The 25,962-nt window shown below is 37.3% G+C and carries 18 protein-coding genes, 2 pseudogenes and 1 riboswitch; of the genes and pseudogenes, 13 read left to right on the top strand and 7 right to left on the bottom strand.

Features of this window, described 5'->3' with window-relative positions; translation table 11 throughout:
* Window positions 1-1,267: 1,267 nt before the first annotated feature.
* The 3 genes from gcvP to gcvT are packed head-to-tail and all read right to left on the bottom strand — an operon-like array spanning window position 1,268 to window position 5,556.
* Window positions 1,268-4,063, bottom strand: a complete 2,796-nt coding sequence (gene gcvP, locus ACFIM6_RS07405; RefSeq protein WP_375612303.1) for an aminomethyl-transferring glycine dehydrogenase — start codon at window positions 4,061-4,063, stop codon at window positions 1,268-1,270.
* Window positions 4,064-4,068: 5 nt separating this feature from the next.
* Entirely contained in the window at window positions 4,069-4,437 is a 369-nt protein-coding gene (gene gcvH, locus ACFIM6_RS07400; protein ID WP_375612294.1) for a glycine cleavage system protein GcvH, read from the bottom strand.
* A 6-nt stretch (window positions 4,438-4,443) separates the two neighbouring features.
* The gene (gene gcvT / locus ACFIM6_RS07395; protein ID WP_375612293.1) at window positions 4,444-5,556 is read right to left on the bottom strand and encodes a glycine cleavage system aminomethyltransferase GcvT; all 1,113 of its coding nucleotides are present in this window, start codon (window positions 5,554-5,556) and stop codon (window positions 4,444-4,446) included.
* 136 nt (window positions 5,557-5,692) lie between these two features.
* Window positions 5,693-5,790, bottom strand: a riboswitch (glycine riboswitch).
* A 446-nt stretch (window positions 5,791-6,236) separates the two neighbouring features.
* Between gcvT and ACFIM6_RS07390 the strand changes: the two genes are divergently transcribed.
* From ACFIM6_RS07390 to ACFIM6_RS07375, 4 genes are all read left to right on the top strand, one after another.
* On the top strand, window positions 6,237-6,899 hold the full coding sequence (locus tag ACFIM6_RS07390) for an LON peptidase substrate-binding domain-containing protein (RefSeq protein WP_375610818.1): 663 nt from the start codon (window positions 6,237-6,239) through the stop codon (window positions 6,897-6,899).
* Between the two features lie 13 nt (window positions 6,900-6,912).
* Window positions 6,913-7,119, top strand: a complete 207-nt coding sequence (locus ACFIM6_RS07385) for a Trm112 family protein (protein WP_273791466.1) — start codon at window positions 6,913-6,915, stop codon at window positions 7,117-7,119.
* Window positions 7,120-8,043: 924 nt separating this feature from the next.
* A complete protein-coding gene (locus ACFIM6_RS07380) occupies window positions 8,044-8,424 on the top strand; it encodes a helix-turn-helix domain-containing protein (protein ID WP_375612292.1) in 381 nt (126 codons plus the stop codon).
* Window positions 8,425-9,688: 1,264 nt separating this feature from the next.
* On the top strand, window positions 9,689-10,720 hold the full coding sequence (locus ACFIM6_RS07375) for an aspartate-semialdehyde dehydrogenase (protein WP_375612291.1): 1,032 nt from the start codon (window positions 9,689-9,691) through the stop codon (window positions 10,718-10,720).
* Between the two features lie 284 nt (window positions 10,721-11,004).
* On the opposite strand, the gene ACFIM6_RS07370 is transcribed toward ACFIM6_RS07375, so the two are convergent.
* A complete protein-coding gene (locus ACFIM6_RS07370) occupies window positions 11,005-11,643 on the bottom strand; it encodes an SH3 domain-containing protein (protein ID WP_375612290.1) in 639 nt (212 codons plus the stop codon).
* Window positions 11,644-12,150: 507 nt separating this feature from the next.
* Between ACFIM6_RS07370 and ACFIM6_RS07365 the strand changes: the two genes are divergently transcribed.
* From ACFIM6_RS07365 to ACFIM6_RS07350, 4 genes and pseudogenes are all read left to right on the top strand, one after another.
* A complete protein-coding gene (locus ACFIM6_RS07365) occupies window positions 12,151-12,969 on the top strand; it encodes a MetQ/NlpA family ABC transporter substrate-binding protein (protein ID WP_375612289.1) in 819 nt (272 codons plus the stop codon).
* 27 nt (window positions 12,970-12,996) lie between these two features.
* Window positions 12,997-14,031 carry a methionine ABC transporter ATP-binding protein gene (locus tag ACFIM6_RS07360; protein ID WP_375612288.1) on the top strand — a complete coding sequence of 345 codons (1,035 nt, stop codon included), beginning with the start codon at window positions 12,997-12,999 and terminating at the stop codon, window positions 14,029-14,031.
* Window positions 14,024-14,683, top strand: a complete 660-nt coding sequence (locus ACFIM6_RS07355) for a methionine ABC transporter permease (RefSeq protein WP_375609233.1) — start codon at window positions 14,024-14,026, stop codon at window positions 14,681-14,683. Before ACFIM6_RS07360 ends, ACFIM6_RS07355 begins: the two co-directional genes overlap by 8 nt.
* Window positions 14,684-15,134: 451 nt before the next feature.
* A pseudogene (locus ACFIM6_RS07350) lies at window positions 15,135-15,433 on the top strand (integrase); the annotation flags it as partial.
* 171 nt (window positions 15,434-15,604) lie between these two features.
* On the opposite strand, the gene ACFIM6_RS07345 reads toward ACFIM6_RS07350, so the two are convergent.
* Complete coding sequence (locus ACFIM6_RS07345; protein ID WP_375612287.1) at window positions 15,605-16,084, bottom strand: MaoC family dehydratase; 480 nt, start codon at window positions 16,082-16,084, stop codon at window positions 15,605-15,607.
* A 163-nt stretch (window positions 16,085-16,247) separates the two neighbouring features.
* Between ACFIM6_RS07345 and ACFIM6_RS07340 the strand changes: the two genes are divergently transcribed.
* Window positions 16,248-17,582, top strand: coding sequence for an NAD(P)H-dependent oxidoreductase (locus ACFIM6_RS07340; protein ID WP_375612286.1), 1,335 nt, complete (start codon window positions 16,248-16,250; stop codon window positions 17,580-17,582).
* Between the two features lie 811 nt (window positions 17,583-18,393).
* Here the strand turns inward: ACFIM6_RS07340 and ACFIM6_RS07335 are convergent.
* Window positions 18,394-18,750 carry a hypothetical protein gene (locus ACFIM6_RS07335; RefSeq protein WP_375612285.1) on the bottom strand — a complete coding sequence of 119 codons (357 nt, stop codon included), beginning with the start codon at window positions 18,748-18,750 and terminating at the stop codon, window positions 18,394-18,396.
* 2,227 nt (window positions 18,751-20,977) lie between these two features.
* On the opposite strand from ACFIM6_RS07335, the gene ACFIM6_RS07330 reads away from it, so the two are divergent.
* From ACFIM6_RS07330 to ACFIM6_RS07320, 3 genes are read left to right on the top strand one after another with little or no spacing between them, the layout of a single operon-like run.
* A complete protein-coding gene (locus ACFIM6_RS07330; RefSeq protein WP_375612284.1) occupies window positions 20,978-21,721 on the top strand; it encodes a creatininase family protein in 744 nt (247 codons plus the stop codon).
* Between the two features lie 21 nt (window positions 21,722-21,742).
* Complete coding sequence (locus ACFIM6_RS07325; RefSeq protein ID WP_375612283.1) at window positions 21,743-22,765, top strand: CobW family GTP-binding protein; 1,023 nt, start codon at window positions 21,743-21,745, stop codon at window positions 22,763-22,765.
* Between the two features lie 10 nt (window positions 22,766-22,775).
* Entirely contained in the window at window positions 22,776-23,747 is a 972-nt protein-coding gene (locus ACFIM6_RS07320; RefSeq protein WP_375612282.1) for a WD40 repeat domain-containing protein, read from the top strand.
* A gap of 1 nt (window position 23,748) precedes the next feature.
* Here the strand turns inward: ACFIM6_RS07320 and ACFIM6_RS07315 are convergent, their stop codons facing one another.
* The gene (locus ACFIM6_RS07315; RefSeq protein WP_375612281.1) at window positions 23,749-23,892 is read right to left on the bottom strand and encodes a hypothetical protein; all 144 of its coding nucleotides are present in this window, start codon (window positions 23,890-23,892) and stop codon (window positions 23,749-23,751) included.
* A gap of 388 nt (window positions 23,893-24,280) precedes the next feature.
* Between ACFIM6_RS07315 and ACFIM6_RS07310 the strand changes: the two are divergent.
* Window positions 24,281-25,075 (top strand): annotated as a pseudogene (locus ACFIM6_RS07310) (autotransporter outer membrane beta-barrel domain-containing protein); the annotation flags it as partial.
* Between the last annotated feature and the right edge of the window lie 887 nt (window positions 25,076-25,962).

Below are 25,962 nucleotides of genomic sequence, written 5' to 3'. Positions count from 1 at the left end.
TGCATACCACAAGCTGAACTATGTGTAGATAAAAATGATTTAAGAAAAGAATAATGCCTCTTATGAACCATAGTGCCAAGAGCTATAACATTAGGCGCTGGCAAAGTGTATGATAGTGCCCAGCTTACTCCGTTATGAAGCGTAAAGATAGTGGGGAATCAATGGATTTACCCTTACACCATTCACGAGCGCCGTCGCGAAATGGGATTGGGAGCGAAGTGTCTCTTTAAAACAAACACGTGAATTAACAACTCAAGTATATTCTTTTTGGAGCGTTCTGTTTTACATGAGGATCATTCCCCCACTAAAGAACACAATAAATATAAAGTATGGAGCAATGTGTAATCCCCATTATTTAAAAAACATTGCTTTAAATGCTTTTGAAAGCCATAAAGCTGAATTAAGAGGAGATGACAAACTGAGGATTGATTTTCACCTTACGGCTTTACATTTTCCAAAATAAGATTGTCTTCCAGTTTCAAAGATTACGTCAACAGAAATACGCAATCCCCGCCCTCATCTGACAGACAAAAGCAGGAACTACTCATAAAGCTCTTTTTTTCTCAATCTCTGGCTCAAGACATGTTGCTGCATTAAGTTTGGATGTTGATTTACAGGCAACAGCTAAAGCACACGAGCTCTTAGGAAAACAGCGCCGTAAAGTCACAAACTGACTTGCAATGAAGTGGAAAGATGTGCCGGCTTTTATAAGACCCCTTGTAAAAAAAAAACATAATACATTTGGCTTTGCGTTTGCTCATTCTGACAGGTGTTCTTACATATTTTTTCGTCATATTTACAAAAAGCAGATTAAAGAGAAATATTTAGACAATTCTTGACTCGAAAAGATGCAACAACAGAGTTTCGCGTGTCTTTATCATCAAAAACATTAAATTTGATTTTATTCTTTCTACAACCCGTCGTCGTCACCTTAGTGAGAAGTAGTATGTCACAACACATGCAACAGACGTGCCCCTATCCTCATAGGTTTTCACTCTCGTTTACATGAATTAGCTGGCTAAACCGATGCCGACTAGTCAAAAACCATGTCATACGGTAGAATGCAAAGGAGAGCATGCCTATTGCCGACAAAACACAGCTTTTTGTCGACTTTTTCGATTTTGCTCATGTTATAAAAAACAATGCAAAATTCTAGAAAATAGACAAATAATTCCATAGTAACATGATCAACAAGTACAAAACCCACACAAAATGTGTGGGCTTTTTTCGTTCATGCAAATAAACAAATTAAATATATATTTGTTATTTAATAGGTATTTCCCAATGGTGGACACGAACAAATGAGCATTCTGTCTCCCGCAACATTATCAATACGCGATACAGGAGGCCAATATTTATTGGCTGGATCAAGAGAACTGTTGGGAAAAGCAGCTTCTTGTCGCGAATAGGGTCGTACCCAAGCATCATCTAAAGTATCTACCACTGTATGGGGGGCATTCACCAATGGATTATTGTCTTTTGGCCAAACCCCGCTACCAACTTTTTTCGCTTCTTCAGCAATAGAGAGTAAAGCATCACAAAAACGATCAATCTCTGCTTTTGGTTCTGATTCCGTTGGCTCAATCATTAAAGTTCCCGGAACAGGGAACGACATCGTAGGCGCATGGAATCCATAATCAATGAGACGTTTTGCAATATCATCAACACTCACCCCATACTGCTCTTTCAACACGCGTGTATCCACAATACATTCGTGAGCAACACGTCCATGCTTGCCCCGATAAAGAATGGAATAAGCAGCTGAAAGACGTGCAGCAATATAATTGGCATTTAAAATGGCTATTTGTGTTGCATATTTTAAGCCATCAGCCCCCATCATTCGAATATACATCCATGTAATTGCAAGAATAGACGCACTTCCATAAGGAGCAGCAGAAACCGCATGTGTTGTCCCATCCTGTTCATGACCTGGTAAGAATGGTTTGAGATGCACTGCAACTCCAATTGGTCCCATACCAGGACCACCACCACCATGAGGAATAGCAAATGTTTTATGAAGATTCATATGACAAACATCAGCGCCAATATCCGCAGGACGAGCAAGCCCCACAAGGGCATTGAGATTAGCACCATCAAAATAAACTTGTCCGCCATTTTCATGAATAATAGAACAAATTTCCTTAATGCTTTCCTCGTAAACACCATGGGTTGAAGGATAAGTAATCATAAGAGCAGCCAATTTATCTTTATGCAATTGCGCTTTCATCTTGAGATCGTCTACATCAACATCACCATCGCTTAAACATTTTACCACAACGACTTCCATCCCTGCCATATGAGCCGAAGCTGGATTGGTACCATGCGCAGATGCAGGAATAAGACAAACTGTACGTTGATGTTTTCCCCGTGATTGGTAATATCGTCGGATAGCCAAAAGCCCAGCATATTCACCTTGAGCACCAGAATTTGGCTGAAAAGAAACTTGCGCAAATCCTGTAATTTCACACAACCACGCATTTAACTGGTTGATCATCTCCAAATAACCCGCAGCATCCTCTAGTGAAACAAAGGGATGTATATTGGCCATGCTAGCCCAACTTACAGGCATCAATTCAGCAGCTGCATTAAGCTTCATTGTACAAGAACCAAGAGGGATCATAGCGCGATCCAGCGCCAAATCCTTATCCGCTAAACGACGCAAAAAGCGCATCATATCTGTCTCTGAATGAACCGCATGAAAAAAAGGCTGAGAAAGAAAAGCAGCATCCCGTTTTTTTCCAAAGAGTCGTGGAGAAACCTGATCGCCTAATTTTGCCCCAAAAAGCTGCGCTAAAGCACCAGCATCTTCTTCTGTTGATAATTCATCAAAATTGATTGCAATAGTGTCATCATCGAGAACACGAATAAGGCGCCCACCTATTTTGGCTTGATGCGCAATTTCTCGTGCTTTTCCCTTAACAGAAATACTCACACAATCAAAAAAGCTTTTCCCTTCAACATGAACCCCTGCGGCTTCTAAACCAGCAACAAAACGACATGTTAAATGATGAATTCGCTGCGCAATTTCTTGTAAGCCTTTTGGCCCATGCCAAACAGCATAAGCGGTTGCCATATTAGCCAACAAAGCCTGCGCTGTACAAATATTTGACGTCGCTTTATCGCGCCGAATATGTTGTTCACGTGTTTGCAAAGCTAAACGAAAACCAACGCGTCCTTTGGTATCCACGGATTGACCAACAATACGCCCTGGAATAAGACGCGTTAACGCATCACTCACAGCAAGGTAACCAGCATGTGGACCACCAAATCCCATCGGAACGCCATAACGCTGCATAGTGCCAACAACGATATCTGCCCCCCATTGAGCAGGTGGCTCCTGAAGAGTAAGCGCTAAAGGATCAGCTACAACGATAACGAAAGCTCCCTTTTCCTTTGCCTCTTTTATGATCTCACTGTAATCATGAAAAGAGCCTTTTGTATCTGGCCAAGACAAAACAATTGCCGCTGTATCAGGATCAATTTCGCCATTTTGGCTAATCTGAATCCCTTGTGTTTCAGCACGCGTTTGCGCAACACTCAAAGTCTGAGGATGTAAAAGACTCTGAAGAGAAATTTTTGTTTTTTTCTCACGGAAAAAGCGAACAGCAAGGGCATTGGCTTCAGCTAAAGCAGTTGCTTCATCAAGAAGGGAAGCAGCAGAAACAGGCAAACCTGTTAGTTCACTAACCAATGTCTGAAAATAAAATAAAAGCTCTAAACGACCTTGGCTAATTTCTGCTTGATAAGGCGTATAAGCAGTATACCAAGCAGGATTTTCAAACAGATTTCGTAAAATAACCGGAGGCACATAAGTTCCATGATATCCTTGCCCAATAAAACTTTTGTGCACATGGTTACGCTCCATCATCTTGGAGAGTTCTTCCAAGGCTTGTCCTTCACTAGCAGCCTCTGGAAGATTCAATGAACGTCCCAAATGGATAGAGTGTGGAACAGCTTGAGAAATGAGTGTCTCAACACAATCAAGCTCTAAAACATCAAGCATTTTTTGTGTTTCATCAGGACGCAGCCCAATATGTCGAGAAGAAAAAGAACGCTCGATCATGGTACTCATCCAATCAAAGCCTTATAAGCATCTTTATCTAACAACCCCTCCAGTTGTGTCTCATCCTGCAATGTCATTTTCCATAACCAGCCTTCTGTTTCGGGTTTCTGGTTTACCAGTTCAGGATTATCAGCCAAGGCTTCATTTATTTCGACCACTTCACCATCAAGAGGAGCATAAACATCTGAAGCCGCCTTCACTGATTCTACAACAGCCGCCGCCTCTCCTTTGGAAAGTTTTGTTCCACTTTGTGGTAAATCAACAAAAACCAAATCCCCTAATTGCTCTTGCGCATAATGCGTAACCCCAACAGTCACCACTTGCCCTTCAACGCTAAGCCATTCATGGTCATGTGTAAAATAAGTTTTAGACATAAAAAATCATCCTTTAAAATAACGTTGTTCAACAAAGGGAAGAGAATGAACTGATAATACAATCTTTTTGCCTCGCAGTTCTGTAAAGACTTGTGTCCCTTCAACTTTAAAATCAACAGGAACGTAACCCATCGCGACAGGACCATCAAAAGAAGGACCAAAACCACCTGATGTTACAATGCCAATCTCATTACCTTGATCATCAAGAAGCACCGCACCGGCACGAATAGGTTGACGCGTTTGCGGTTTTAATCCAACACGACAACGAGCCGGTCCTTTTTGCAGTGCTTTAAGAAAAGCCTTTGCACCATAAAATTGTGCTTTTTCTCGAACACTTTTAGGAACAGCCCATGTTAGAGCCGCATCAATAGGTGTCGTATCAGGGGTAATATCATTTCCATGCAAACACAGCCCCGCTTCCAACCGCAAGCTATCGCGTGCGGCAAGTCCAATCCACTCAACACGAGAATCACTCAGCAATTTTTCAGCCAACATATGCGCATGCCCTATAGGCAAAGCAATTTCAAAGCCATCCTCTCCCGTATAACCAGAACGCGTTATAAACCAATCCTGTTGTGGTTCGAATCCTTGCATAAAGAACAATTCATTCCCTGGCAAATCCGCATCAGCAAGAACAGCTGCCGCTTCAGGACCTTGAAGTGCAAGCAATACCCTTTCAAGGGCAATCACTTGACATTCAAAATCAACCGCACGCTTTTCCAATTCTAAAAAATCAGCCTGTGCATTCCCAGCATTGGCGACCAACATAAAACGACCCTCTTCCAAACGGGTAATAATAAGATCATCAAGAATACCAGCCTGCTCATTAAGCAAATAATTATACCGTGAATGCCCAATCTTTAAAGCTGCTGCATCAATGGGAAAAGCATAGGACAAAAATTCCACAGCTTGTGCCCCTTCAACCGCAATCAATTTCATATGAGAAATATCAAAAAGTCCTGCATGTGCACGCGTATGAAGATGCTCTTTTAAAACGCCAAGAGGATAAGTTAAAGGCATGTTCCAACCCGCAAAAGCACCAAATTTTGCTCCTGCTTTTTCATGCAAATCATATAAAGGAAGTGTTTTTAAAAAAGATGTTTCTTGTGCTGTGCCCATAATAACTCCAAAGCTGCGCTAACGCCCACAGAATATGGTCGTCTCTGCCCCCTCTGTCATCAACCTGAGAGACTCGCGAAAAAATTTTTCGCTTACACCTTCGGCGCGGGTTCTCCCGACTTTCCAGATCTGCCTTCTTCCTTTTACGGTCCTTAAAGCCTGAGAGATTATGGGCTATTTCCCCTTCGGCGGCAATGCGAAAATTTGCAATCTGCACTCTCCCGCAAAAGAATGAAAGAAACGATAACGCTCTTTCCAGCATATTTAAACCTATAGCCTATCTTCATCACACTGTCATTAGTAAAGTGATGAAAATGTTCTCATTTTAAAACTTGCATAAGCTGCTTCAAAAGATTTATAATATTATCCTTTTGAACCTTACAAAAATTGCAAGCAACACATTTTAGGAAATTTAAGACAAAAATCAAAAGCTATAAACAAAAATACCTCTTGAAAATCATGCAAAACGTCACACACTAAAAAGATCGCAAAGCAATATTCTTTCGCGCGCAGTTCAACCTTAAAGATAGGGTTTCATATTCTTTTTGAGAATAAGGACTTCAAATATTTTATAAGTATGATTTTAATGCACAAGAAGTAGGTTTTCTGCTTTCTCAATAGTGTCATAAATAGCGACTATTTACAGACTAAAATTACCGAACAAAGGTGACAAAATACTCATGAAAGCTGGTAATATCTCTTACAATTGCGAAAATGATCTTCCAAAGCAAATTGCTCTTTTTCCTTTAGAAGGTGCACTCTTACTACCCGGTGGTTTTTTATCACTCAATATTTTTGAACCAGAATCACTTGAAATGATTGAAAATGTTATGGTAACTGATCGTCTATTGGGCATTATTCAACCACTTTCATCGGATACAGATCGCTTCTCTACACAACTTTATAAAACAGGCTGTATAGGGCGTATTACAAACTACAGTGAAACAGGAAACGGACAACTGTTCATTATCTTACAAGGTGTTTGCCGCTTCACTTTAGAACAAGAATTGAAAAACACAAAATCCTATCGAACAGCTCTCATCCAATCAAACATAAAAGACTTGCAAGAATTTGATATTGAAGAAAGCATTAACCGAGAGAACTTACTCGACGTTGTAGAAAAATATCTAACCATACATGAAATGGAATATAATTGGAGCAGCATCATAGAAGCCCCTACACCTATATTGGTTAATGCTTTTTCAGCTCTTATCCCCTTTACACCAGCAGAAAAACAAGCTCTCCTTGAAGCTCCAGATATCGAAAGCCGTGCCCAAACTCTTCTTGCATTAACAGAACGCTCGCTCATGAAACAAACAGGAACAGATTACCGCTTAAACTAATGAATGTCCAAACATGAAAAAAATGACCACAGATCCCAAAATGCTCGAATTGCTCGTCTGCCCAATGACGAAAGGTACTCTCTCTTTCAACCGAAAAACACAAGAGCTCATTTCTCTCAAAGCCAAACTTGCCTACCCTATTCGTGATGGCGTTCCCATTATGCTTGCCTCAGAAGCGCGCCCTTTGCAAAACAATGAAGAAATAACGCATAAAAAATAAAAAATCCTCATGCAATTTCCCTCTACAAGCCCACTGTTATCAAGTCTCTATCAATATGATATCTCAATATTTACGATTTCTGAAAAAAGAGATTTACAATGAAGATATTTATATCGCTTTACACCTTGTAACAAAAGCCAAAAATATCATCAGATTCTCTCATTCCAGCCTGTTCATACTGAAGCAATCAAAACCATTCGCTTGCACCACACAAGCATCTGAATAAAAATGGCTCTTATGAACTTCTTAAAAGCAAGAATTATAATAACATTTTTAACCAACTCAGGTAAATGAAATTTATTATATTAAACATAAAGATTGTTATATTTCATGGACTTTAATTTATACTATTTACGAACAACATATTTGAGATACCTCGATTTAAGATGAATAAAAACGACAAGTTATATCATCTTATGTATACCATATCGGGACAAGAATATTTATCTGTTTGCGTAATCTTTGAAACGGAGAAGCAACCTAATTTTTGGGAAAAAACATAAAATCGTAAAGGAGAAAATCACCCCATTACCTTACCATCACCCTTTAATTTCGCTTTACAATTTTTACAAGTATCTAAAGTATCTCAAGCAATATTTTTTATGTATAATATACGCATTAATTACATGAAAACTTGAAAAAACAAACAAGAAACACTGTTGTAATTTCAATTGACGATTGAAAGTAATTGCCTTATGAAGGAGGCTTGTGTTTTTGGTTGTATACGCGACAATCAAATAGGGTCTGGAAGCCCGAAAAACTCAAACTAGAAATAAAACCGCTTTTGCGGATATCCCGGAATTTCCGGGGGCTCTTGTTATGTCCAAGTGCTTTCAGCACTAAAAGCAAGGGGCTGTTTTGAGTCAGCACTTCCAGACCCCGGAATACTAATGCGAGGGCGCTCGCAACCGGTGGGGACATCAAGTGAAAGCCAAAAATCTACATTTTTACGATATTTCTTTAGGCAAAAAAATTCGCTTCAGAAGAAACGTCATGGGGTTTTCTCAAAAACAATTAGGAAGTCATTTAGGCGTAACATTCCAACAAATCCAAAAGTATGAAAAAGGCTTAAATCGCGTAAGTGCAAGACGTTTACAGGAAATTGCTCATATATTAGATGTTCCCGTTTCCTTCTTTTATGCTGATGGCGCAAAAAAAGAAGAGAACCTCTATCATTGTGATGACAGAATAGCAAGCAAAGCAGAATATTTACTTTTAAAAAATTTCAGAATACTGACCCGCAAAAAACAAAGAGCAATTTTGCAGTTGATTTCTGATGAAAAAAATAACCCCTTATTTTCATAAGTTCATTGCAAAGATAATCAAAGTCCTTAATAATATTGACAAGAATTGTGACTGTCTCCCCACACTTCATGAGAATGAAAATGCTTAATCTAATCTGATTTGTAAATAATCCGAATTCTAACGAGTTTAACTTAGAAATAGTGCATTGATTTATAATGATAATCTAACGTTATTGATATTGAATAAGTGTTTCGAATATCGTAAAATTCTTTCATTTCAAACGTGTTCTATATTGAATCAATCAAAATCTCTTGTTTGCACAACACAAGCAAAGTTGGCGTGTGAGTAAAAATGTACAAAAAGGCATACCTCTTATTGAATCGTCTCACATACCAAGAGCTGTAACGACATTGTGTGCTGAAAAAATGGATGATGGTGCTAACTTGCTCTTTTATTAAACGTAAATATGGGAGTGTTCAACGGCTGACTTTCCACTCATATAAGTCACTTAAAAAAGGCTTGCCAAACAAGCCTAAGAATATTCCCACACACTAAAAAACACTTAAATATATCGAGAAAGCTTAAAGATCATATACCATCATACTACAAATAATGATATTTTATAGCATAACAGGATTAAAGTAAAAATAAGAAATATAAATTAAAAATAGACACGAAAAACTATATGTATAACTTTCATAAGAATTTATCTATATATGGATACTTAAGTTTATCCTGTTGTGCCATAAATTCTATCATTTAAGGTATGAGGATATGAAGCACGCATACCTCCTTGAAACATTCAAATGTTTTTTAGATGCCCAATATCTTTTTAAATATTTTTAGGCCTGCTTGTTGAGCCTTTAGTTTAAGTGAAAAATGAGAAGCCGCTAGAATCTAGCAGTTTACAGACTGTAATAGGAAGCTTCGCTTTTAAAGGCATAGGGAGAAAATCAAATAATTCAACAATTAACAGATAAAGTATAAAAAGATTCCACCAACGCGATACGTAATACCATCTTTAAAAAATTCAAAAGTGTGAAGGTACACATTGACAGAAGATAAGGAATTCACTTAATTAAAGTGTTTTCTAAAGAGATAATAGCTTAGCGTAAAATATTCAATTTTTTCAATTCTGAAAGATTAAAAGAGACGTATTATTTGAAATAAAACAATTTATTGTGCTAATGATGATGATTGGTGTGCACAAAATTGAGTTGTTGAAAATCAAAAATATAATTTAATGATGTTCCTTGACCAACTCACTCTCTCCTGAGTATAGCACGGGGAATAAACGTGGAGAGACATGAGGAGTATATAGAAAATGAGTTATAAAGTTGCAATTGTCGGCGCAACCGGAAATGTTGGTCGTGAAATGCTTACAATTTTAGAAGAACGTGGTTTTCCTGCACATGAAATCGTCCCTCTAGCATCACGACGCTCATTAGGACAAGAAGTTTCTTATGGAGATAAAACTTTAAAAGTAAAAGCACTGGATACTTACGATTTTTCTGACACAGATTTTTGTCTTATGTCTGCGGGAGGGAGCATTTCCAAAGAATACGCCCCTAAAATTGCTGCTGCCGGCTGTGTCGTCATCGATAATTCCTCCACGTGGCGCTATGATGCCAATGTTCCGTTGATAGTCCCTGAAGTCAATGGCGAAGCTATAAATGCCTTTTCTAAGCGTAATATTATAGCAAATCCTAATTGTTCAACAATTCAACTGGTCTTAGCTTTAAAACCTCTCCATGATGCTGCAATCATTAAACGTGTTGTTGTCTCTACATATCAGTCTGTTTCTGGAGCTGGTAAAGAAGGAATGGACGAACTTTTCGAACAATCACGTGCAGTTTTTGTTGCAGACCCAATTACATCAAAAAAATTCACTAAACGCATTGCCTTTAATGTCATTCCTCATATCGATGTTTTCATGGAAGATGGTTATACAAAAGAAGAATGGAAAATGATGGTTGAGACGAAGAAAATTCTCGATCCGAAAATTAAATTAACAGCCACTGCTGTTCGGGTCCCTGTCTTTATCGGTCATGCCGAAGCCGTCCATGTTGAATTTGAAAAACCACTAAGCGCATCTGAAGCACAAGCGCTCCTCCGCGATGCACCAGGCTGTCAGCTTATCGATAAACACGAAGATGGTGGTTATACCACACCTTATGAAGGTACCGGAGAAGATGATACCTTTATTAGCCGTGTTCGTGAAGATATCACCGTTGAAAATGGTTTAGCTTTCTGGGTTGTCGCCGATAATTTAAGAAAAGGAGCAGCATTGAATGCCGTTCAAATTGCTGAATTGCTCATTTTTCGTAATTTGATAAAGCCTAAGTCCGCAAATTAACGCCCTGTCCGAAAGGACAAAGAACCCCTAGCCGGTCTGTCAAAAGTCCGGCTTCTCTTCAGTATAACCTTCCCCAGCTGAAGGTTCATATCACCATCCTAAAGAACTGTAATCCAAGGTATTGTCAAATTTGACTCGGAATATCCTTGAATGCCTCGCCACCTTAAGTTAAGCATTGCCGCCTTAATGACATTTTACGGTACAATAGGATCAGCAGCATAAGCATTGTTTGCTTCATGCTGCTGATCCTTTTTGTCATTCCGGTTGTAAAATTAACTTTACCCTTATCGAGCAGGATAAGTCACGACACGGTAACGCGTTTCATTACGTTCAAAATTTTTGTAATTGACATTATCAGGAAAGGAGGGATTATAAGCACTCACGTGCTTTACAGAAACGCCTTGTGCTTTTTGCGACGGATTTAAAATTGTTCGTTCATCTCTTTTTTTAACACCTGTAGAATCGATAATCATATCTGTTCTGTATAGTTTTTGCATATTTTTCCGTGTTTTTTGAATCGCCGGAAGAGCTTTAAAGTCGGAAACAGCCTGTTTTACTTTTTCTTTTGGCGATTTTTCCATGGATTTTGATTTTGCTGGCATCTTTTTAAAAGCAATGGTAGGAACATTGTTAACATTGACGTAACGTGCAGATGCCCAACCAACTTTTCCATGATAACCAAGAGAACACCAAGTTTTATTGGATAGGCAGCCATAAATTTGCACTTTTGCTCCCATTGGAACCATTGCGATAACTTTATAAGCTGTCGCAGGGCCTGTGCGTAAAGATACCTGACCTGATGCAACACGAGCAACTGTTCCTGTAATGGTTCCAGCTTGTGCGTGAAAAGCAGTCACAGCCACCCCTGACGCTCCTAAAGCCCATAAAGTCATCATTGTTGATAAAAATTTCTTTCTTAACATTATTTTTCTTCCTCTCTTAAAACGTATGAAGGGCAAAAATTCGCCTTTGCAAAAATTTGCCGCGTTTAAATCCAATGATCAGCAACCTTTATTCCCCCCCCCCAAAAACCCACAACATTGCAACAAAATTTCTCTTTATCGCCTACACGAACACGGCCTTTTGATCTTGATTGCACAGTATGTTCTTCATGAATTTACGGCTAAAGCATCATCTGATTGTCCGGTTCTTCAACCAATTGTCCCTTACAGAAGTTTTTAAAGGGGCATTGGTTCCCTCAACAAATGATTGCAATAAAAGAATTAATTATTTGAATTTCAGAGAATTTCTATGAACAAATGATGATCAGCCCCCAAAACAACTAAAATAGAAGGAAAAATAATACTCTTTTAAAAATAAAAGTGATTGAATATTCTCTAAAGCTTGTATAACTTTAAATCTGCCTAAAAAATACAGAGTATATTGAAACTTCCCTCAAAAAATTTCTCGAAAAAGAAAGTTAAAAGCATATGACATTAAAAATTTTTTCTCGTAGTCGGATTATAGGATTATTCCTCTCTCTCTTTGCACTTTTTTTGTCTACTGCTTTTTCCATGGCCGCAGATAAATCAAAAATCAAACTTGGTATTATGGAAGGGCGGGATGCTATTATTTGGAAAACTGCTGCTGAACAGGCTAAAAAAGCCGGTTTAGATATTGAACTCGTTTATTTTTCTGATTACGCTTTGCCTAATGATGCTGTTAACGCAGGAGAGATCGATGCGAATGCTTTTCAGCACGCCCCTTATCTTAATGAACAAATGAAACAACGTGGCTATAAACTTTCAATTGTCGGCTATACATTTATTGCTCCAATCGGTGTTTACTCACACAAAATAAAAGACTTAAAAGATCTTCGTGATGGTGCACATGTTGGTATTCCGAACGACCCATCTAATGGTGGAAGAGCCTTACTTCTTCTTAATTCTTTAGGTCTCATTAAGTTAAAAGATCCTCATAATATTCTTGCATCTCCACTTGATATTATCGAAAATCCTAAAAACCTGCAAATTCGTGAACTCGATGCCGGTATGTTAGGACGAGCTATTGACGATTTTGATCTTGCAATTATAAACACAAACTGGGCTATTGTTTCCGGATTAAACTTCGAAAAAGATGTAGTCGCATGGGAGAGCGCAAAAAATAATCCTTATGATAATATCATCGTTGTACGCACGAGCGAAAAAGATGAACCATGGGTTAAAAAATTAGTTGCCGCTTACAACAACGATCTTATCCGTGCAAAAATCAAAGAGATTTTTGGCAATACCGCCCAAACATCTTGGTAATTGTGCCAAATATCCGAGTAATTGTGAATGGAAAAACCTACTCTTATCTCCTTAAAAAACATCAGCCGTTGTTTTAACAAAACGGCTGGTGTTCCGGTGATTAATAATCTCTCTTTAAATATCCATGCTGGTGAAATCCTTGGCATTATTGGGCGCAGTGGAGCAGGAAAATCAACACTTATTCGCTGTTTAAATGGGTTAGAGAAGATTGATGCAGGGTCCATTTTTTTTGAAGGTGTTGATATTTCTAATCTATCAGAGATAGAATGGGCGCCTTACCGTCAACGAATTGGGATGATTTTTCAACATTTCAATCTTCTCTCATCGCAAAATATTCTTGATAACATTGCATTGCCACTTAAATTAAGTGGTGTAAGTAAAAAACAACGCCACAAACGTGCCCTTGAACTGATTGAATTGGTTGGGTTATCTGGGAAAGAATATTGCTATCCAGCACAATTGTCCGGGGGACAAAAACAACGCGTTGGCATTGCACGCGCTCTTGCTGCTAATCCTAAAATATTGTTATCAGATGAAGCCACCTCTGCTCTTGACCCTGAAACAACACAATCTATTCTAGAGCTCCTTGCTGATATTAATAAACACCTCAATCTCACGATTGTGCTCATCACCCATGAAATGGAAGTTGTGCGCACCATAGCGCATCGCGTTGTTGTTCTTAATCAGGGGAATATTGTAGAAGAAGGACGTGTGAAAGACATCTTTACATCACCGCAAGACGATACAACCATAGCCATGCTCAAGCTTGTAACCCCGCAACTTCCTGAAAAATTTGCGAAAAATCTCAAACCAATCGGACGAGAAGCTGTCATTGAAATTAATATTGCCGGTGAAATTGCCCAGCAGCCTTTTCTTCATCTTCTAGAAAATGAGAGTGGTTTAAAAGCACGTATTTTGCATGGTGGCATTGATACAGTTCAAGATGAAACCATCGGGAGACTCTTCTTGGCTCTTCCTGGAGAAGATAAAGAAGCTTTAGAAAAAGCTGTTCAATGGTTAACGAAAAAAGGACGATATTGTGAGGTCTTAGGCTATGTTTAATGTTCTGTCTCATGAACTTCCCCAAGCTGTTATTGATACAATATTGATGACACTTAGTGCTTCTGTTATGGCATTTATTATAGGGCTTCCCCTTGGTCTTCTTCTTCACACAACAGCACGCGGAGGGATTTTTTCCTCATCTCTCATCAATCGCCCTTTAAGCATGATCATTGACAGTATTCGTGCCATTCCCTTTATCATTCTTGCATTTTATCTTCTTCCCGTTACGCGTATCGTTGTAGGAAGAGGGATAGGAATGCCTGCTGTAATTTTTATACTGACCATTTCAGCTATCCCTTTTTATGCACGCATGGCGGAACTCTCTTTTAAAACCGTTGAAAACGGTCTCATTGAAGCGATCCGCTCGATGGGTGCAAGTCGTCTTCAAATTATCAGACATGTTCTTATTCCTGAAGCTCTCCCTAGCCTGATTACAGGTTTTACAGTCATGGTCATTTCTCTTATAGGAGCCACCTCACTTGCTGGATATCTTGGTGGAGGCGGTTTAGGGGATATGGCAATCCGCTATGGCTACCAACGCTACAATACCTTCATCATGACCATCGTCATCATCCTTTTGATCGTGCTTAATATTACAACCCAATGGACTTCTGATAAAATCGTACAAAAACTTGATAAAACAAAACATTAAAAGACTTAGAATTTCACATGCCAATACCATCATCCCCTTTGCCACTTTCCAAGTGCACCAACCCTTGCCTATCGAAAACACTCATAAGAGATTAGAAACTTTTTTCTTAAACAGTTTTTATCTCTCCCCATCCGTTTGTAACATGAAAGAAAATAGTTTTAATGGCTTTAATATAAAAGAATATAAAAGGGGATAAAATAAGAGATCTCACAGTATGTGAGACTCTCTTTAAATTAAGACATTGGTCACGACCTTTCCAAACCGTAGATAACACATTGAATTTATAATGATAATATGGCGTTATTCATATTGAACGAGAACTCTGAATACCGTAAGATCCTCTCATTCCCAATTTGTTCCATATAGAATCAACCAAAACCTCTCGCTTACACGTTACAAGCAGGAAGAGCCGTGTGAGTAAAACTATACAAGAAAGAAAGGCATGCCTCTTATGAATTATCTCAAGCGCCAAGACCTGTCTTAACATTGGCGGCTAGCATATAATATGATGGTGCCAGCTTTCTTCTTCACAAGCATAAAGATAGGGGTGCTCAATGGCTTTATCGTTATACTATTCACAGGCGCCATTGCGAAATGGGCGTAACGAACGTTGAGAGATGTTGCTTTAAAATAAACCCGTGAATTGGCAACGCAAGTATATTCCATTTGAAGCGTTCTGTTTTACGTGATGGGTATGATCCCATTAAAGAACGCTATAAACAAAAGCGTGAAGCAATGCACTATCTTCATTAGGAAACTCCTCTTCAAAACGATCTAGGAAAGATAGCAACCTGCTATGGCTATCAACGCTATGATAGCTCCACCATATCTATTATCCTATAGATTATTCTCAATATCATCATTGAAGAAACTTCTAATAGAATTGTATAAAAATTTTATAAAATAAAGCACTCAAATAATCTAGATATTGGAAGGTTTTTCTTCCACAACAGCAACAATAAGCCATTGAGCTGTAAGAGCTGGTTTTTTTAACTTTTCAATTTCCACCGTAACCCCATAATGGAAAACCACTCGACCAGAAGGACGAATTTCTGCGTCGTCTAACACAAAACGCGCACGTATCCGTACCCCTGTTTTCACAGGACTCATGAAGCGTACTTTATCGAAACCATAATTAATCCCCATTGTGCTCCCTTCTAACTCTGGAAGAGCTTCATAAGCGAGCGTAGACAAAAGCGATAATGTTAAAAAACCATGAGCAATCGTGCCGCCAAAAGGTGTCTTTTTAGCCTTTTCCTCATCAACGTGTATCCATTGATGATCATCTGTAGCACATGCAAACTGATTAATCATATCCTGTGTAACAAGACGCCACTCCGATAATCCCACTTCTTTCCCAATAAAACTGGTGACATCTTGTACTGTTATTTTTTGCTGCATAACGCTATTCCTATTTTATTTGATAAAAGAAACCACCCCTCTTGCTTTTATAAAATCCATTGATTAGAGCATCAAGAATAAAAGATTAATTGTCTTAAAAACAAATGCACCTTATGAATGAGAAAAGTTCTTTAGCAGAGTAGTTTTCAAATAGGAAAAAAGAATGGCAAGCAATGTGAACCTAACAGGTTTAGCGCATGATTTGAAACAACGTGCAGAAAACCATCCCCCTATCCGTATTGGACTGATTGGTTGTGGTGAAATGGGCACAGATTTATTATCAAGTATTGCGCATATGGATGGTATAACAGTCGCTGCTGTAGCCACGAGGACACCGTCACGTATTTTTGATGCCGCTACACTAGCCTATGGCGAAGATGGACATGTCTGTGAAGTTGAAAATACTTATGCTCTCACCCAAAGCATTGAAAAGGGTTTGATTGCAGCAACAGATGATATTAACCTTGTTTTGCGCCATGAACAAATTGATATTATCGTTGATGCAACAGGCTATCCCGAAGCAGGAGCAGAGATTGGTATCAAAGCGCTTGAGAATAACAAACATCTTGTCATGATGAATGTTGAAGCAGATGTTACAATTGGCGCTTATCTCAAACATGAAGCAGAAAAACGAGGGCTCATTTATACACTTGGTGCCGGCGATGAACCTACTTCTTGTATGGAACTCATAGAATTTGTTTCAGCCCTTGGACATAAGATTGTTGCAGCGGGTAAAGGAAAAAATAATCCTCTGCGCTTTGATGCTACACCTGACGCTTACGAAGAAGAAGCATTCCGGCGTAATATGAATGTGCGCATGTTGGTTGAATTTATTGATGGTTCCAAAACGATGGTTGAAATGGCAGCCATTGCCAATGCCACCGGACTTCTCCCCGATTGCCCAGGAATGCATGGACCACGAGCAGCGCTACAAGATTTAAACAAAGTGCTTATTCCAAAACAAGATGGGGGCATTTTACAACAATATGGTGTTGTAGATTATTCAATAGGTCCAGGTGTTTCACCTGGTGTCTTTGTCATTGCCGAAATAGCACACCCGCGTTTACGCGAACGTATGGAAGATTTAAAAATTGGCCAAGGACCTTACTTCACCTTTCATCGCCCCTATCATTTAACAGCAATGGAAGTTCCCCTCACCTGCGCACGTATTATGCTTTATGGCAAAAAAGATATGGTTCCTCTTAGCCATCCCGTAGTAGAAGTCTGTGCTGTTGCTAAAAAAGATTTACATCCAGGTGATCAGCTAGACTTTATCGGTCTTTATACTTATCGTGCTTGGATAATGAACATCGCAGAAGCACGCGCTCACCACGCCATTCCTTGTGGCCTTTTAGAAAAAGCAACAGTAACAGCTACAATTAAAAAAAACGAACTCATTACAGTACATAATACTGCTATTCGTGAAGATCAATGGATTGCACGTCTTCGTGCTAAACAAGACCTTTTACTTCATTACCCTTCTTCCGCTAAGCTATAAATACTCCTGAATTACCTTACTTAACAGTATCCTTCCCTTAGGCAACAGAATAACCCAGAATACACTTCTATCGCAAATACAGGTTTATGTTTTAATAAAAGCATTTTCCAACGATGCACATCACCACTTCCCTCTCACAATATGTCCCGTAAATGCGACAGTATAAACCACCCCATGAGATGGCATAAGATTCATTGTGTATCACTATCTTTACTCTATGAAGATACAAACCAGCACCATCATTTATTTTCCAATACTACAACAGTCCTTGAACCTTAGAGATAATTAATGAGAAGAATTTTTAGTCTTTTTTTTAATAATTTTATCCATACACGAACGCAACTTGTTATACGTAAAAAATACTTCTGATGGATTTAACATAAACAAATTTAAAATGATAAATAATAATTTCTCATTTTTCTTATTGCATGAGAGCCATGGATATAGGGATATTTTTTATTTTATCCCCTTATGAAAGATAAAAAAATTTAAAAAGGATAAAATATACCTTTGACGAATAATCTTCATATGAGAAAAGGTAGACAATATTAAAAGACTGATAAAGATAGTAAGTATACTAGCCTTATTACTAGAAAATAATCATAAACTGTAAAAAAAAAATCAGGTTACGCTAATTTGTAAAAAACAACATAAATGTAGGATCTTGAACTTTAATAATGTTAATAAAAGCTACATTTAGTATTAAGATTAGTGATTTTATTATCTAGTATAGTATAAATAATAAAATATTTATTTTTTAAAAATAATGAAGTGAACAAAAAAATCCTCGACTCTGTCGATGAGCTTCCTACTAAAGTGTACTAAATATTGCAAAAAGAGTTACAACAGTACCTAATACATCCCCAATACATAAAGAAGCAAGAAGTGATAAAATACTTATTCCCCCCCAAAAGGCTGAACCTGAAAAGGCAGCAGCTTTTTCAGGTTTCCCTAACGCAATAACATCTTGTTCCTCAACGCCTTGAATAACAACTCTATCCACAGCTTTAATAGCTACATTTTTTTCTAGTGTAGGAATAGTAATTGCCATTCTCTCTTGAACTTTATTTTTTACAAAACTTGCATTTCCCTCTATAGTTTGTATAAAAAAAAGAATAAATAGTGTAAAAGTAAATGAACATACACGATTTTTAAATATTTTAAACATAGCTTTCTTTGCTCCTCTTTTTCTTCACTGAAAAAATGAAAGAATATTCACATATATAAAAACCAAAAATTATATTTAATCATTTATATAATTGCACATAATAAAATATTATATGTAATTTTGTTATTATAATATAACACATTATGTATTACATGTAAAGATAAAAAACAATAAATGATAAAAATAATTTATTCCTTTTACGCCATAATAACTCAAGATACCAACAGTAATATTTTGTCATTTTTATTGCTATAATTAAAAATAATAATAATTTATTAAATTTCTTATTATAAGAAATATTACGAAACAAATTCATTTAAAAAATTATATAATAGAGCTTTTATAAATAATTTAAAATGTAATTAATTTTAAAGAACTATAAAATTTAAAACTGCCAATATAATGATATATGATTGTCTATTATTTCAATAAATATAAAAATGAAATAGCACTTAATGGATTTTTATTATATCACTCATCAGTAATATTGAAAAATAAAATTGGTATCAAATAAAAACTTGATCTAAAACAAATCTATCCTAATAAAACAAATTTAAATAGTGTACTATTTTTCTATAAAACAGGTATAAAGTGTAAAAAAACAATTAAGATCTCTATCTTCAAATGGAAGAGACGTTAATAAAATGATTCTCAACTTTTACTGATATATAAAAAGAAAAAATACTGCATAGCATCTTAAAAAAGGTAATTCAGCCCCCTTTATCCCATACAGCATAAAGAACACAAAATATTGACTTTCAAACCTAATAAAACAAACGCATAAAATAAGTAAATCTATCAGATTTACAAAAAAATTATAAGCAATACTAGAACACCAACAAACTACCTAAAACCAGATAAAAAGAGAGTCATGAAAAATGAGATGATCCCCAAAATACTGAAAAAACTTTCTTGCTTAATTTTCATAAAAGTTATTCCATATTTTTCGTCAATATTGTAGAGCGCAGCCTTATTTATATTTACTCTGTATTAGTAAAAAATAATTCTCTTTGAAATAAAGTTTTGGCAATATTCACATAACTGTCTGCTATTTGTGAAAAATGAATAATAATAAAGAATTAATCAAATGCTTGAAAGAAAAGGAGTAGAGAAACTTACTAAAAAATTGCATTTTTAAAATACCAACTTAAGTAGCGCATTGAAAAAATAACGCCATGAAAACTGATATTGAATGATAAATTCATCAACCGATCACTTTAATCGCAAAATATTAATCTATAATAATAATTTATTGTTTTGCCTGTTGAATGAGAAAGCTGACGATTATAAAACTCTCTTAATTTTAACTCTGTTTATATTGAATCAATCAAAATTCTTCACTTGCAAATCACAAACGAGATCGGTGTGTGTGTGTAAACACACTTGAAGAAAGGAAAATATCACTTATGAGGTATTTTAACTAACAAGCGCTGTTAACACAGTATTGAAAACTAGCAAAGTGAATGATGGTGCCCATTTTTACTTTAAAAGTGTAAATATGGTGGAAAACAATAGATTTTATATTATAAAACTTTACCGTTATACTATTCACGGGCGCCGTTGCAAAATAGGCTTGGATACCTTGAGAAATGTTTCTTTAAAACAAAAGCGTCAATGTGCAACACAATGGCGTTCTGTTTATTATGTATCCAACGGTGTTTCTTGTATCCAACGGTGTTTCTTACTGAATCATCTTATAAACTGCTCTATGAGATTACAAATTCATCTTAGTGAATTCTTCCCTTTATATTTATTTTTTCTCATGAACACTAAAATCTGTTAAGACACTATCCAAAGTAAAATCAATCAACAAATATTTCCATTCTTTTGTAATATACAGATAATTGAATAGAGTTCCTGATTGCAACAAAAGTCTGTAATATTGCAATAGTAGAAATACTTTGATCATCCTCTCTCCATAATAAAAGAATAATATGTAATTTACAGAAAAAATTATATATTTAATATATACTTATTAAAAATGAGAATATAAATCAGAAATACTTATAAAAGACAACTATCTTGAGAAAGATTGCCTAATATTACAGAAAAATTGCGGTGGCTTTGCTCAATAAAAGCTTCTCTATTTTTAACAAAGCTCTCATTTTTATGCATCCATATGTGATGTAAAAAGATGCCTATTTGCGTTTCTCTTATAGATAGATTAAATAGTGACAGCACCTTTGATCACTTTGTCTCTTTTGACTTCTCTTTTGGGCATTAATTTATGGTATCTAACCCACCTTTTCTCGCTCTTTTACCTTTGGGTGCACATGAATATCACGGAGAGCACCTTCCTTTCGAAACCGACTGGATTATTGCTGAAGCTTTTGCAAAAGCCCTCACTTTACAAACAAAAGAGCAATTTCATATCGCACTTTTACCGGTTGAAAAGATTGGCTATTCTATAGAACATATGGATGTTACAGGTACACAAACCCTTACCTTTTCTGATGCGATTAAGCGATGGATAAAGATTGGTGAAAACTGTTATCACAAAGGGATCAACCGTCTTCTTCTTCTCAATGCTCACGGAGGAAATTCACCTTTAATGAGCATCGTTATCACCGAATTACGAAGGCGCCTTTCGATGCTCGCTGTAGCAACAAGCTGGAGCCGTTTTGGTTTACCACAAGGTCTCATGGAGCCATCTCAACAACATCTTGATATCCATGGAGGCTTTATCGAAACCTCTCTCATGCTCTATTTAGCACCAGAAAAAGTCCATATGGAAAAGGCAGAAAATTTTCATAATAAACAAGCGGATATGATTGCCAATTATCGGTATTTACGTGCTTATGGTCCTCATGCCTTTGGTTGGACAATGAAAGATCTAAATACGCAAGGTGCGGCAGGAAATGCAAGCAAAGCAACACCACAAGCCGGTGAAGCAATCTTTTCTCATGTTCTGTCTCAGCTTCGTGATTTACTTGATGATATCAATCGATTTAACATAAACACATGGCAATAAAGAACAATAAAAGGTCTCTCCATGGAAACGATACACCCCAAAAAACTTCCCGTTACGGTTCTCACAGGCTATCTTGGGGCTGGAAAAACCACCCTTCTCAACCGCATTCTCAGTGAAAATCATGGCAAACGTTATGCCGTCATTGTCAATGAATTTGGTGAAATTGGTATTGATAATGACCTGATCATTGAATCAGACGAAGAAATTTATGAAATGAATAATGGCTGTGTTTGCTGCACCGTACGTGGTGATCTCATTCGCATTCTAGAAAGTCTGATGCAACGTTCTCATCGATTTGATGCGATCATTATAGAAACGACAGGGCTTGCTGATCCCGTTCCCGTAGCACAGACCTTTTTCATGGATGATACTATCCATGAAAAAACAGCTCTCGACAGTGTCATAGCGGTCGTTGATGCAAAGCATTTTCCCTCTCAATTAAAAACAAGTCGTGAAGCTGAAGACCAAATTGCCTTCGCGGATATTATTCTTTTAAATAAGATTGATCTTGTCACCCAACAAGAACGCAGCCATGCTGAATCCCTTATTCTGGCCATTAATCCCAGAGCCATAATTTACGCAACAGAGCGCGTTAACATCCCTGTTGATAAACTCCTCGATCGTAGTTCCTTTGATCTCCAACGCACTTTAGATAATGATCCCCATTTTCTTGACCATCATCACGCAGATCATGTATGTGGTCCCGATTGTAATCATGATCATGACCATCATCACGCATCCACCATTCATGATATTACCATCACTTCTGTAAGTTTAAAAACAGATGCTCTGCAACCAGAAAAGTTTTTCCCTTGGATCCAGCAGGTTACACAGCAACAAGGACCTGATATCTTGCGTCTTAAAGGCATTATCGCCTTTCAAGGAGACGATGATCGTTACGTCATTCAAGGGATACATATGCTTCTTGAAGGACAACATCAACGCCCATGGCGTGAAGATGAAAAACGAGAAAGCCGCCTTGTCTTTATAGGACGCTCTCTTGATGCTGAAAAATTAAAAACTGGTTTTGAAAATTGCGCATAAGTGAGTGATAATGCCAAACATTACCCATTATGATCTCAAAAGTTACTGCCTTTCCTGCGGTTTTATAGGCAATAAACCAGCCTTTGTTTCCGTAGAAGGTCTCATTGTTTTTTTTAATCCAACCCCACAAATCGTTGAAGTGCACCAAGGAATAATTTCAAGCCATTTTTCCCATGACAATACCGCGATCATCACCGGTGGAGAAGATGGAAAAGTCTGTCAAACAACCGCAGCAGATCACACGGAAGTGTTAAGCCAAAAAGAACGCAAATGGATAAACAACGTTGCTTTTGGTCCACAAAAAGCTTTTGCTTTTTCCTCCTCACGCCTCGCATTTGCGCATATTGGAAAAGAACGACAAGAGCTCACACATGAACGCAGTGTAGAAGGCCTTGCTTTTGCCCCAAAAGGTTTGCGACTTGCCGTTGCCCATTACAATGGTGTGACTCTTCATTGGTTATCAACGCAAATATCTCCCACCACATTGGTATGGAAAGGAGCTCATTGTGGTGTCACCTTTTCACCAGACAACCGCTATGTCATTTCCACCATGCAAGAAAACGCCTTACACGGCTGGCGTCTCACTGATAATCAGCACCTCCGCATGAGTGGCTACCCAAGCAAAGTCAAAAGCTGGTCTTGGAGTGCAAAAGGAAAATGGCTAGCAACATCAGGTGCCTCTGCCGCAATTGTTTGGCCCTTTCATACAAAAGATGGCCCCATGGGAAAAACACCTCTAGAACTAGGCACACGAGCAAATGCACTTGTTAGCACCGTTTCATGCCACCCAAACAAAGAAATTGTAGCAATAGGCTTCAATGATGGAATGATTTTAGCGGCACAATTCCATGATGGAAAAGAAGTCCTTCTAAAAGGTTATGGGAAAAGTGCTATCTCAGCACTTAATTGGGATCAAGCAGGGCAAAACCTCTCCTTCGGTAGCGAAAATGGTGAATGTGGTATAATCAAGATCACTGATTAAATTAAGCACCCAAAAGCGCAATCATCGCCGATAAAGAATGCCCACACAATCCTCCAGAAATCTTATCCCCTTGCATCTCCAGAGCTCTCAGAAATCCTATCTCCCTAATCTCCCCCCAAAAATCTCCTAAAATCTTCGTAATCATTAAATCTTCCCTCTTCCTTTCCTCCCCCCTTTAGACAAGAAAATACCTTAAACATGTTTTTTGACCTTTTAACATTGCTACCCCCATACAAGAATAAAAACATCACTCTCAAGACCGCCCCCCATCTCCCTATAAACATCTATATAGGCTACATACTTCCACAAAAGCATTTTTCTTAAAAATTCGGCAAAAAATAGCTGATATCATCATTGAAACAACGATTTATTCTTACGATCAGAAGAAGGGAATTCAACACTATTTTCCTAAATAAAAAATTTTTTGATTTCCCCCTCCAAAGAGCAAAGTTTCCTACGAGCAGCCTTCCACACTTTAGTTTCTTGCCTAGAAAATTCTATCTAATAATCATTTCATGGAGCTTCTATTACCGCCCTCTGCTCCGGAGGACACTTCATCTCTGGATACTGTTTCTCCTCCTTCTGTCCCTGTTGAACCAAAGCCTTCTCAGTCCTCTGAACCTTTAGATCCTTCATCTAATCTCTCTATACCGCTTGATGTTCAGTCTAATCTCCAAATTAGAGCTGTTGTTCCACAGGTTCCAACTTATCTTCTTTTGCCAAATGCCTTATTGCATGCTGGTTTAGTGGATATGACCACGCAAAATAAGACGTTAGAGACAATGCGGAATGCTTTTCATTCCTTTGGGAAAGATGATAAAAAGACAGCCTTTTTTCTGCGTGCTTATGGGGGGAGCCATCACTATGCTTCCAATTTATCTGCTTTTGAATATGGTTATGGTGCTGAGCTCGATTATAATGCATTTCAAGCAGGTGTTTTGTTAAACGAGATTGAGAGTTTATATGGTCGTACATTCTTTGGAGTTTGGGGAAACTATGGAAATCTTTCTCTACACCCTCAGGATGTTGAACAAAGCAAAAAAAGCGCATTTGATAAATGGTCTGTTGGGGCTTATGGAAGTTTGCAGCATGATACCGGTTTTTATATAGATGGGGTGTTATGGTATGGCCTTTTTAAGGGTGATATTTTGACACGAGCACGGGGTAAAGTTGTGGCGTTAAAGGATAAACAGTTTAGTGGTTCTTTAACGAGTGGCAGAACGTTTGCAACAGGGTATAAAGGTGTTGTTTTTGATCCGTAGATTCAGGTTGTTTATCAGCATCTTCAGTTTAATCAAGCGCGTGATATTGATTTAGGAAAATTTCATGCAATAATTCAGAATGCTCATTCATCATTTTACATATTGAATAAAAACTGAATATTATAAATTTCTTTCATTTCAAACCTGTTTATATTTAATCAATTAACCCCTTGTCCATCACAAACGAAGCTGGCATGCAAAGAAGGACTTTTGAAAAAAGGTAAATTACTCCTTATGAACATTCTCGAGTGCTAAAATCTGCGCAAATATTGAATGCTGAAAAAAGAATGGTGATATCCGCGCATGAGCGCAATAAAAATAATATCCTGTATCTTATCGAAATTTCTCTGCCACCTATCATTTACAAAACAACAACCGTAACAACACGATAAAGTATACTTTACTTTTATTATAATTTGACCTCAAACTCCCTCTTTTTGTTCTAAAATAAGTATTTATCCAAAATTCTTAAGTAAACATCCTAAAAAGGAAACAAATAATATGCGTATTAAATGATATAAACGTGAATAAAGTTCTAAAACAAAATTCAAAACAATGCATAAAACTCATAAAGACGAAACTTATGATCTATAAAAATGAATAAAGAAATGGACAAAAACAACCACCTATATCGTCTCTTTTGAAAGCTTATGCCACAAGCATTTAGCGTTTAATCTTCTCACATTCACAATGAAATCTGTCCTCATATCTTAACATCAAAAATTTTAGAAAAATTTCTCATCGCATAAAAGAAAGCATCTATTGTAATCTTTTATATCAAAAAATAACCATATTGATGAAGCAAAATAAATTTTAATACATTAAAAGGCAGAAAATCTTCTGCCTTTTAACTAAAAATACATATTGCAGCTCATCAAAAAAGGTGGCGCAATCCAGCAGAGAAACTCGTTCCAGAAAAACCAATTTTCTTAAATCTATGCTGATAAGTGACA

The organism is Bartonella sp. AA9NXGY (assembly GCF_042196845.1).
GTDB lineage: Bacteria > Pseudomonadota > Alphaproteobacteria > Rhizobiales > Rhizobiaceae > Bartonella.
Note: the sequence above shows the minus strand (reverse complement) of the source record. Positions and strands in the feature narration are given on the sequence as shown.

What these genes read in the sequence shown, in the direction of transcription:
- gcvP (WP_375612303.1), bottom strand. Translation starts at nt 4,063, where the DNA reads ATGATCGAGCGTTCTTTTTCTTCTCGACATATTGGGCTGCGTCCTGAT.
- gcvH (WP_375612294.1), bottom strand. Translation starts at nt 4,437, where the DNA reads ATGTCTAAAACTTATTTTACACATGACCATGAATGGCTTAGCGTTGAA.
- gcvT (WP_375612293.1), bottom strand. Translation starts at nt 5,556, where the DNA reads ATGGGCACAGCACAAGAAACATCTTTTTTAAAAACACTTCCTTTATAT.
- ACFIM6_RS07390 (WP_375610818.1), top strand. Translation starts at nt 6,237, where the DNA reads ATGAAAGCTGGTAATATCTCTTACAATTGCGAAAATGATCTTCCAAAG.
- ACFIM6_RS07385 (WP_273791466.1), top strand. Translation starts at nt 6,913, where the DNA reads ATGAAAAAAATGACCACAGATCCCAAAATGCTCGAATTGCTCGTCTGC.
- ACFIM6_RS07375 (WP_375612291.1), top strand. Translation starts at nt 9,689, where the DNA reads ATGAGTTATAAAGTTGCAATTGTCGGCGCAACCGGAAATGTTGGTCGT.
- ACFIM6_RS07370 (WP_375612290.1), bottom strand. Translation starts at nt 11,643, where the DNA reads ATGTTAAGAAAGAAATTTTTATCAACAATGATGACTTTATGGGCTTTA.
- ACFIM6_RS07365 (WP_375612289.1), top strand. Translation starts at nt 12,151, where the DNA reads ATGACATTAAAAATTTTTTCTCGTAGTCGGATTATAGGATTATTCCTC.
- ACFIM6_RS07360 (WP_375612288.1), top strand. Translation starts at nt 12,997, where the DNA reads ATGGAAAAACCTACTCTTATCTCCTTAAAAAACATCAGCCGTTGTTTT.
- ACFIM6_RS07355 (WP_375609233.1), top strand. Translation starts at nt 14,024, where the DNA reads ATGTTTAATGTTCTGTCTCATGAACTTCCCCAAGCTGTTATTGATACA.
- ACFIM6_RS07345 (WP_375612287.1), bottom strand. Translation starts at nt 16,084, where the DNA reads ATGCAGCAAAAAATAACAGTACAAGATGTCACCAGTTTTATTGGGAAA.
- ACFIM6_RS07340 (WP_375612286.1), top strand. Translation starts at nt 16,248, where the DNA reads ATGGCAAGCAATGTGAACCTAACAGGTTTAGCGCATGATTTGAAACAA.
- ACFIM6_RS07335 (WP_375612285.1), bottom strand. Translation starts at nt 18,750, where the DNA reads ATGTTTAAAATATTTAAAAATCGTGTATGTTCATTTACTTTTACACTA.
- ACFIM6_RS07330 (WP_375612284.1), top strand. Translation starts at nt 20,978, where the DNA reads ATGGTATCTAACCCACCTTTTCTCGCTCTTTTACCTTTGGGTGCACAT.
- ACFIM6_RS07325 (WP_375612283.1), top strand. Translation starts at nt 21,743, where the DNA reads ATGGAAACGATACACCCCAAAAAACTTCCCGTTACGGTTCTCACAGGC.
- ACFIM6_RS07320 (WP_375612282.1), top strand. Translation starts at nt 22,776, where the DNA reads ATGCCAAACATTACCCATTATGATCTCAAAAGTTACTGCCTTTCCTGC.
- ACFIM6_RS07315 (WP_375612281.1), bottom strand. Translation starts at nt 23,892, where the DNA reads ATGATTACGAAGATTTTAGGAGATTTTTGGGGGGAGATTAGGGAGATA.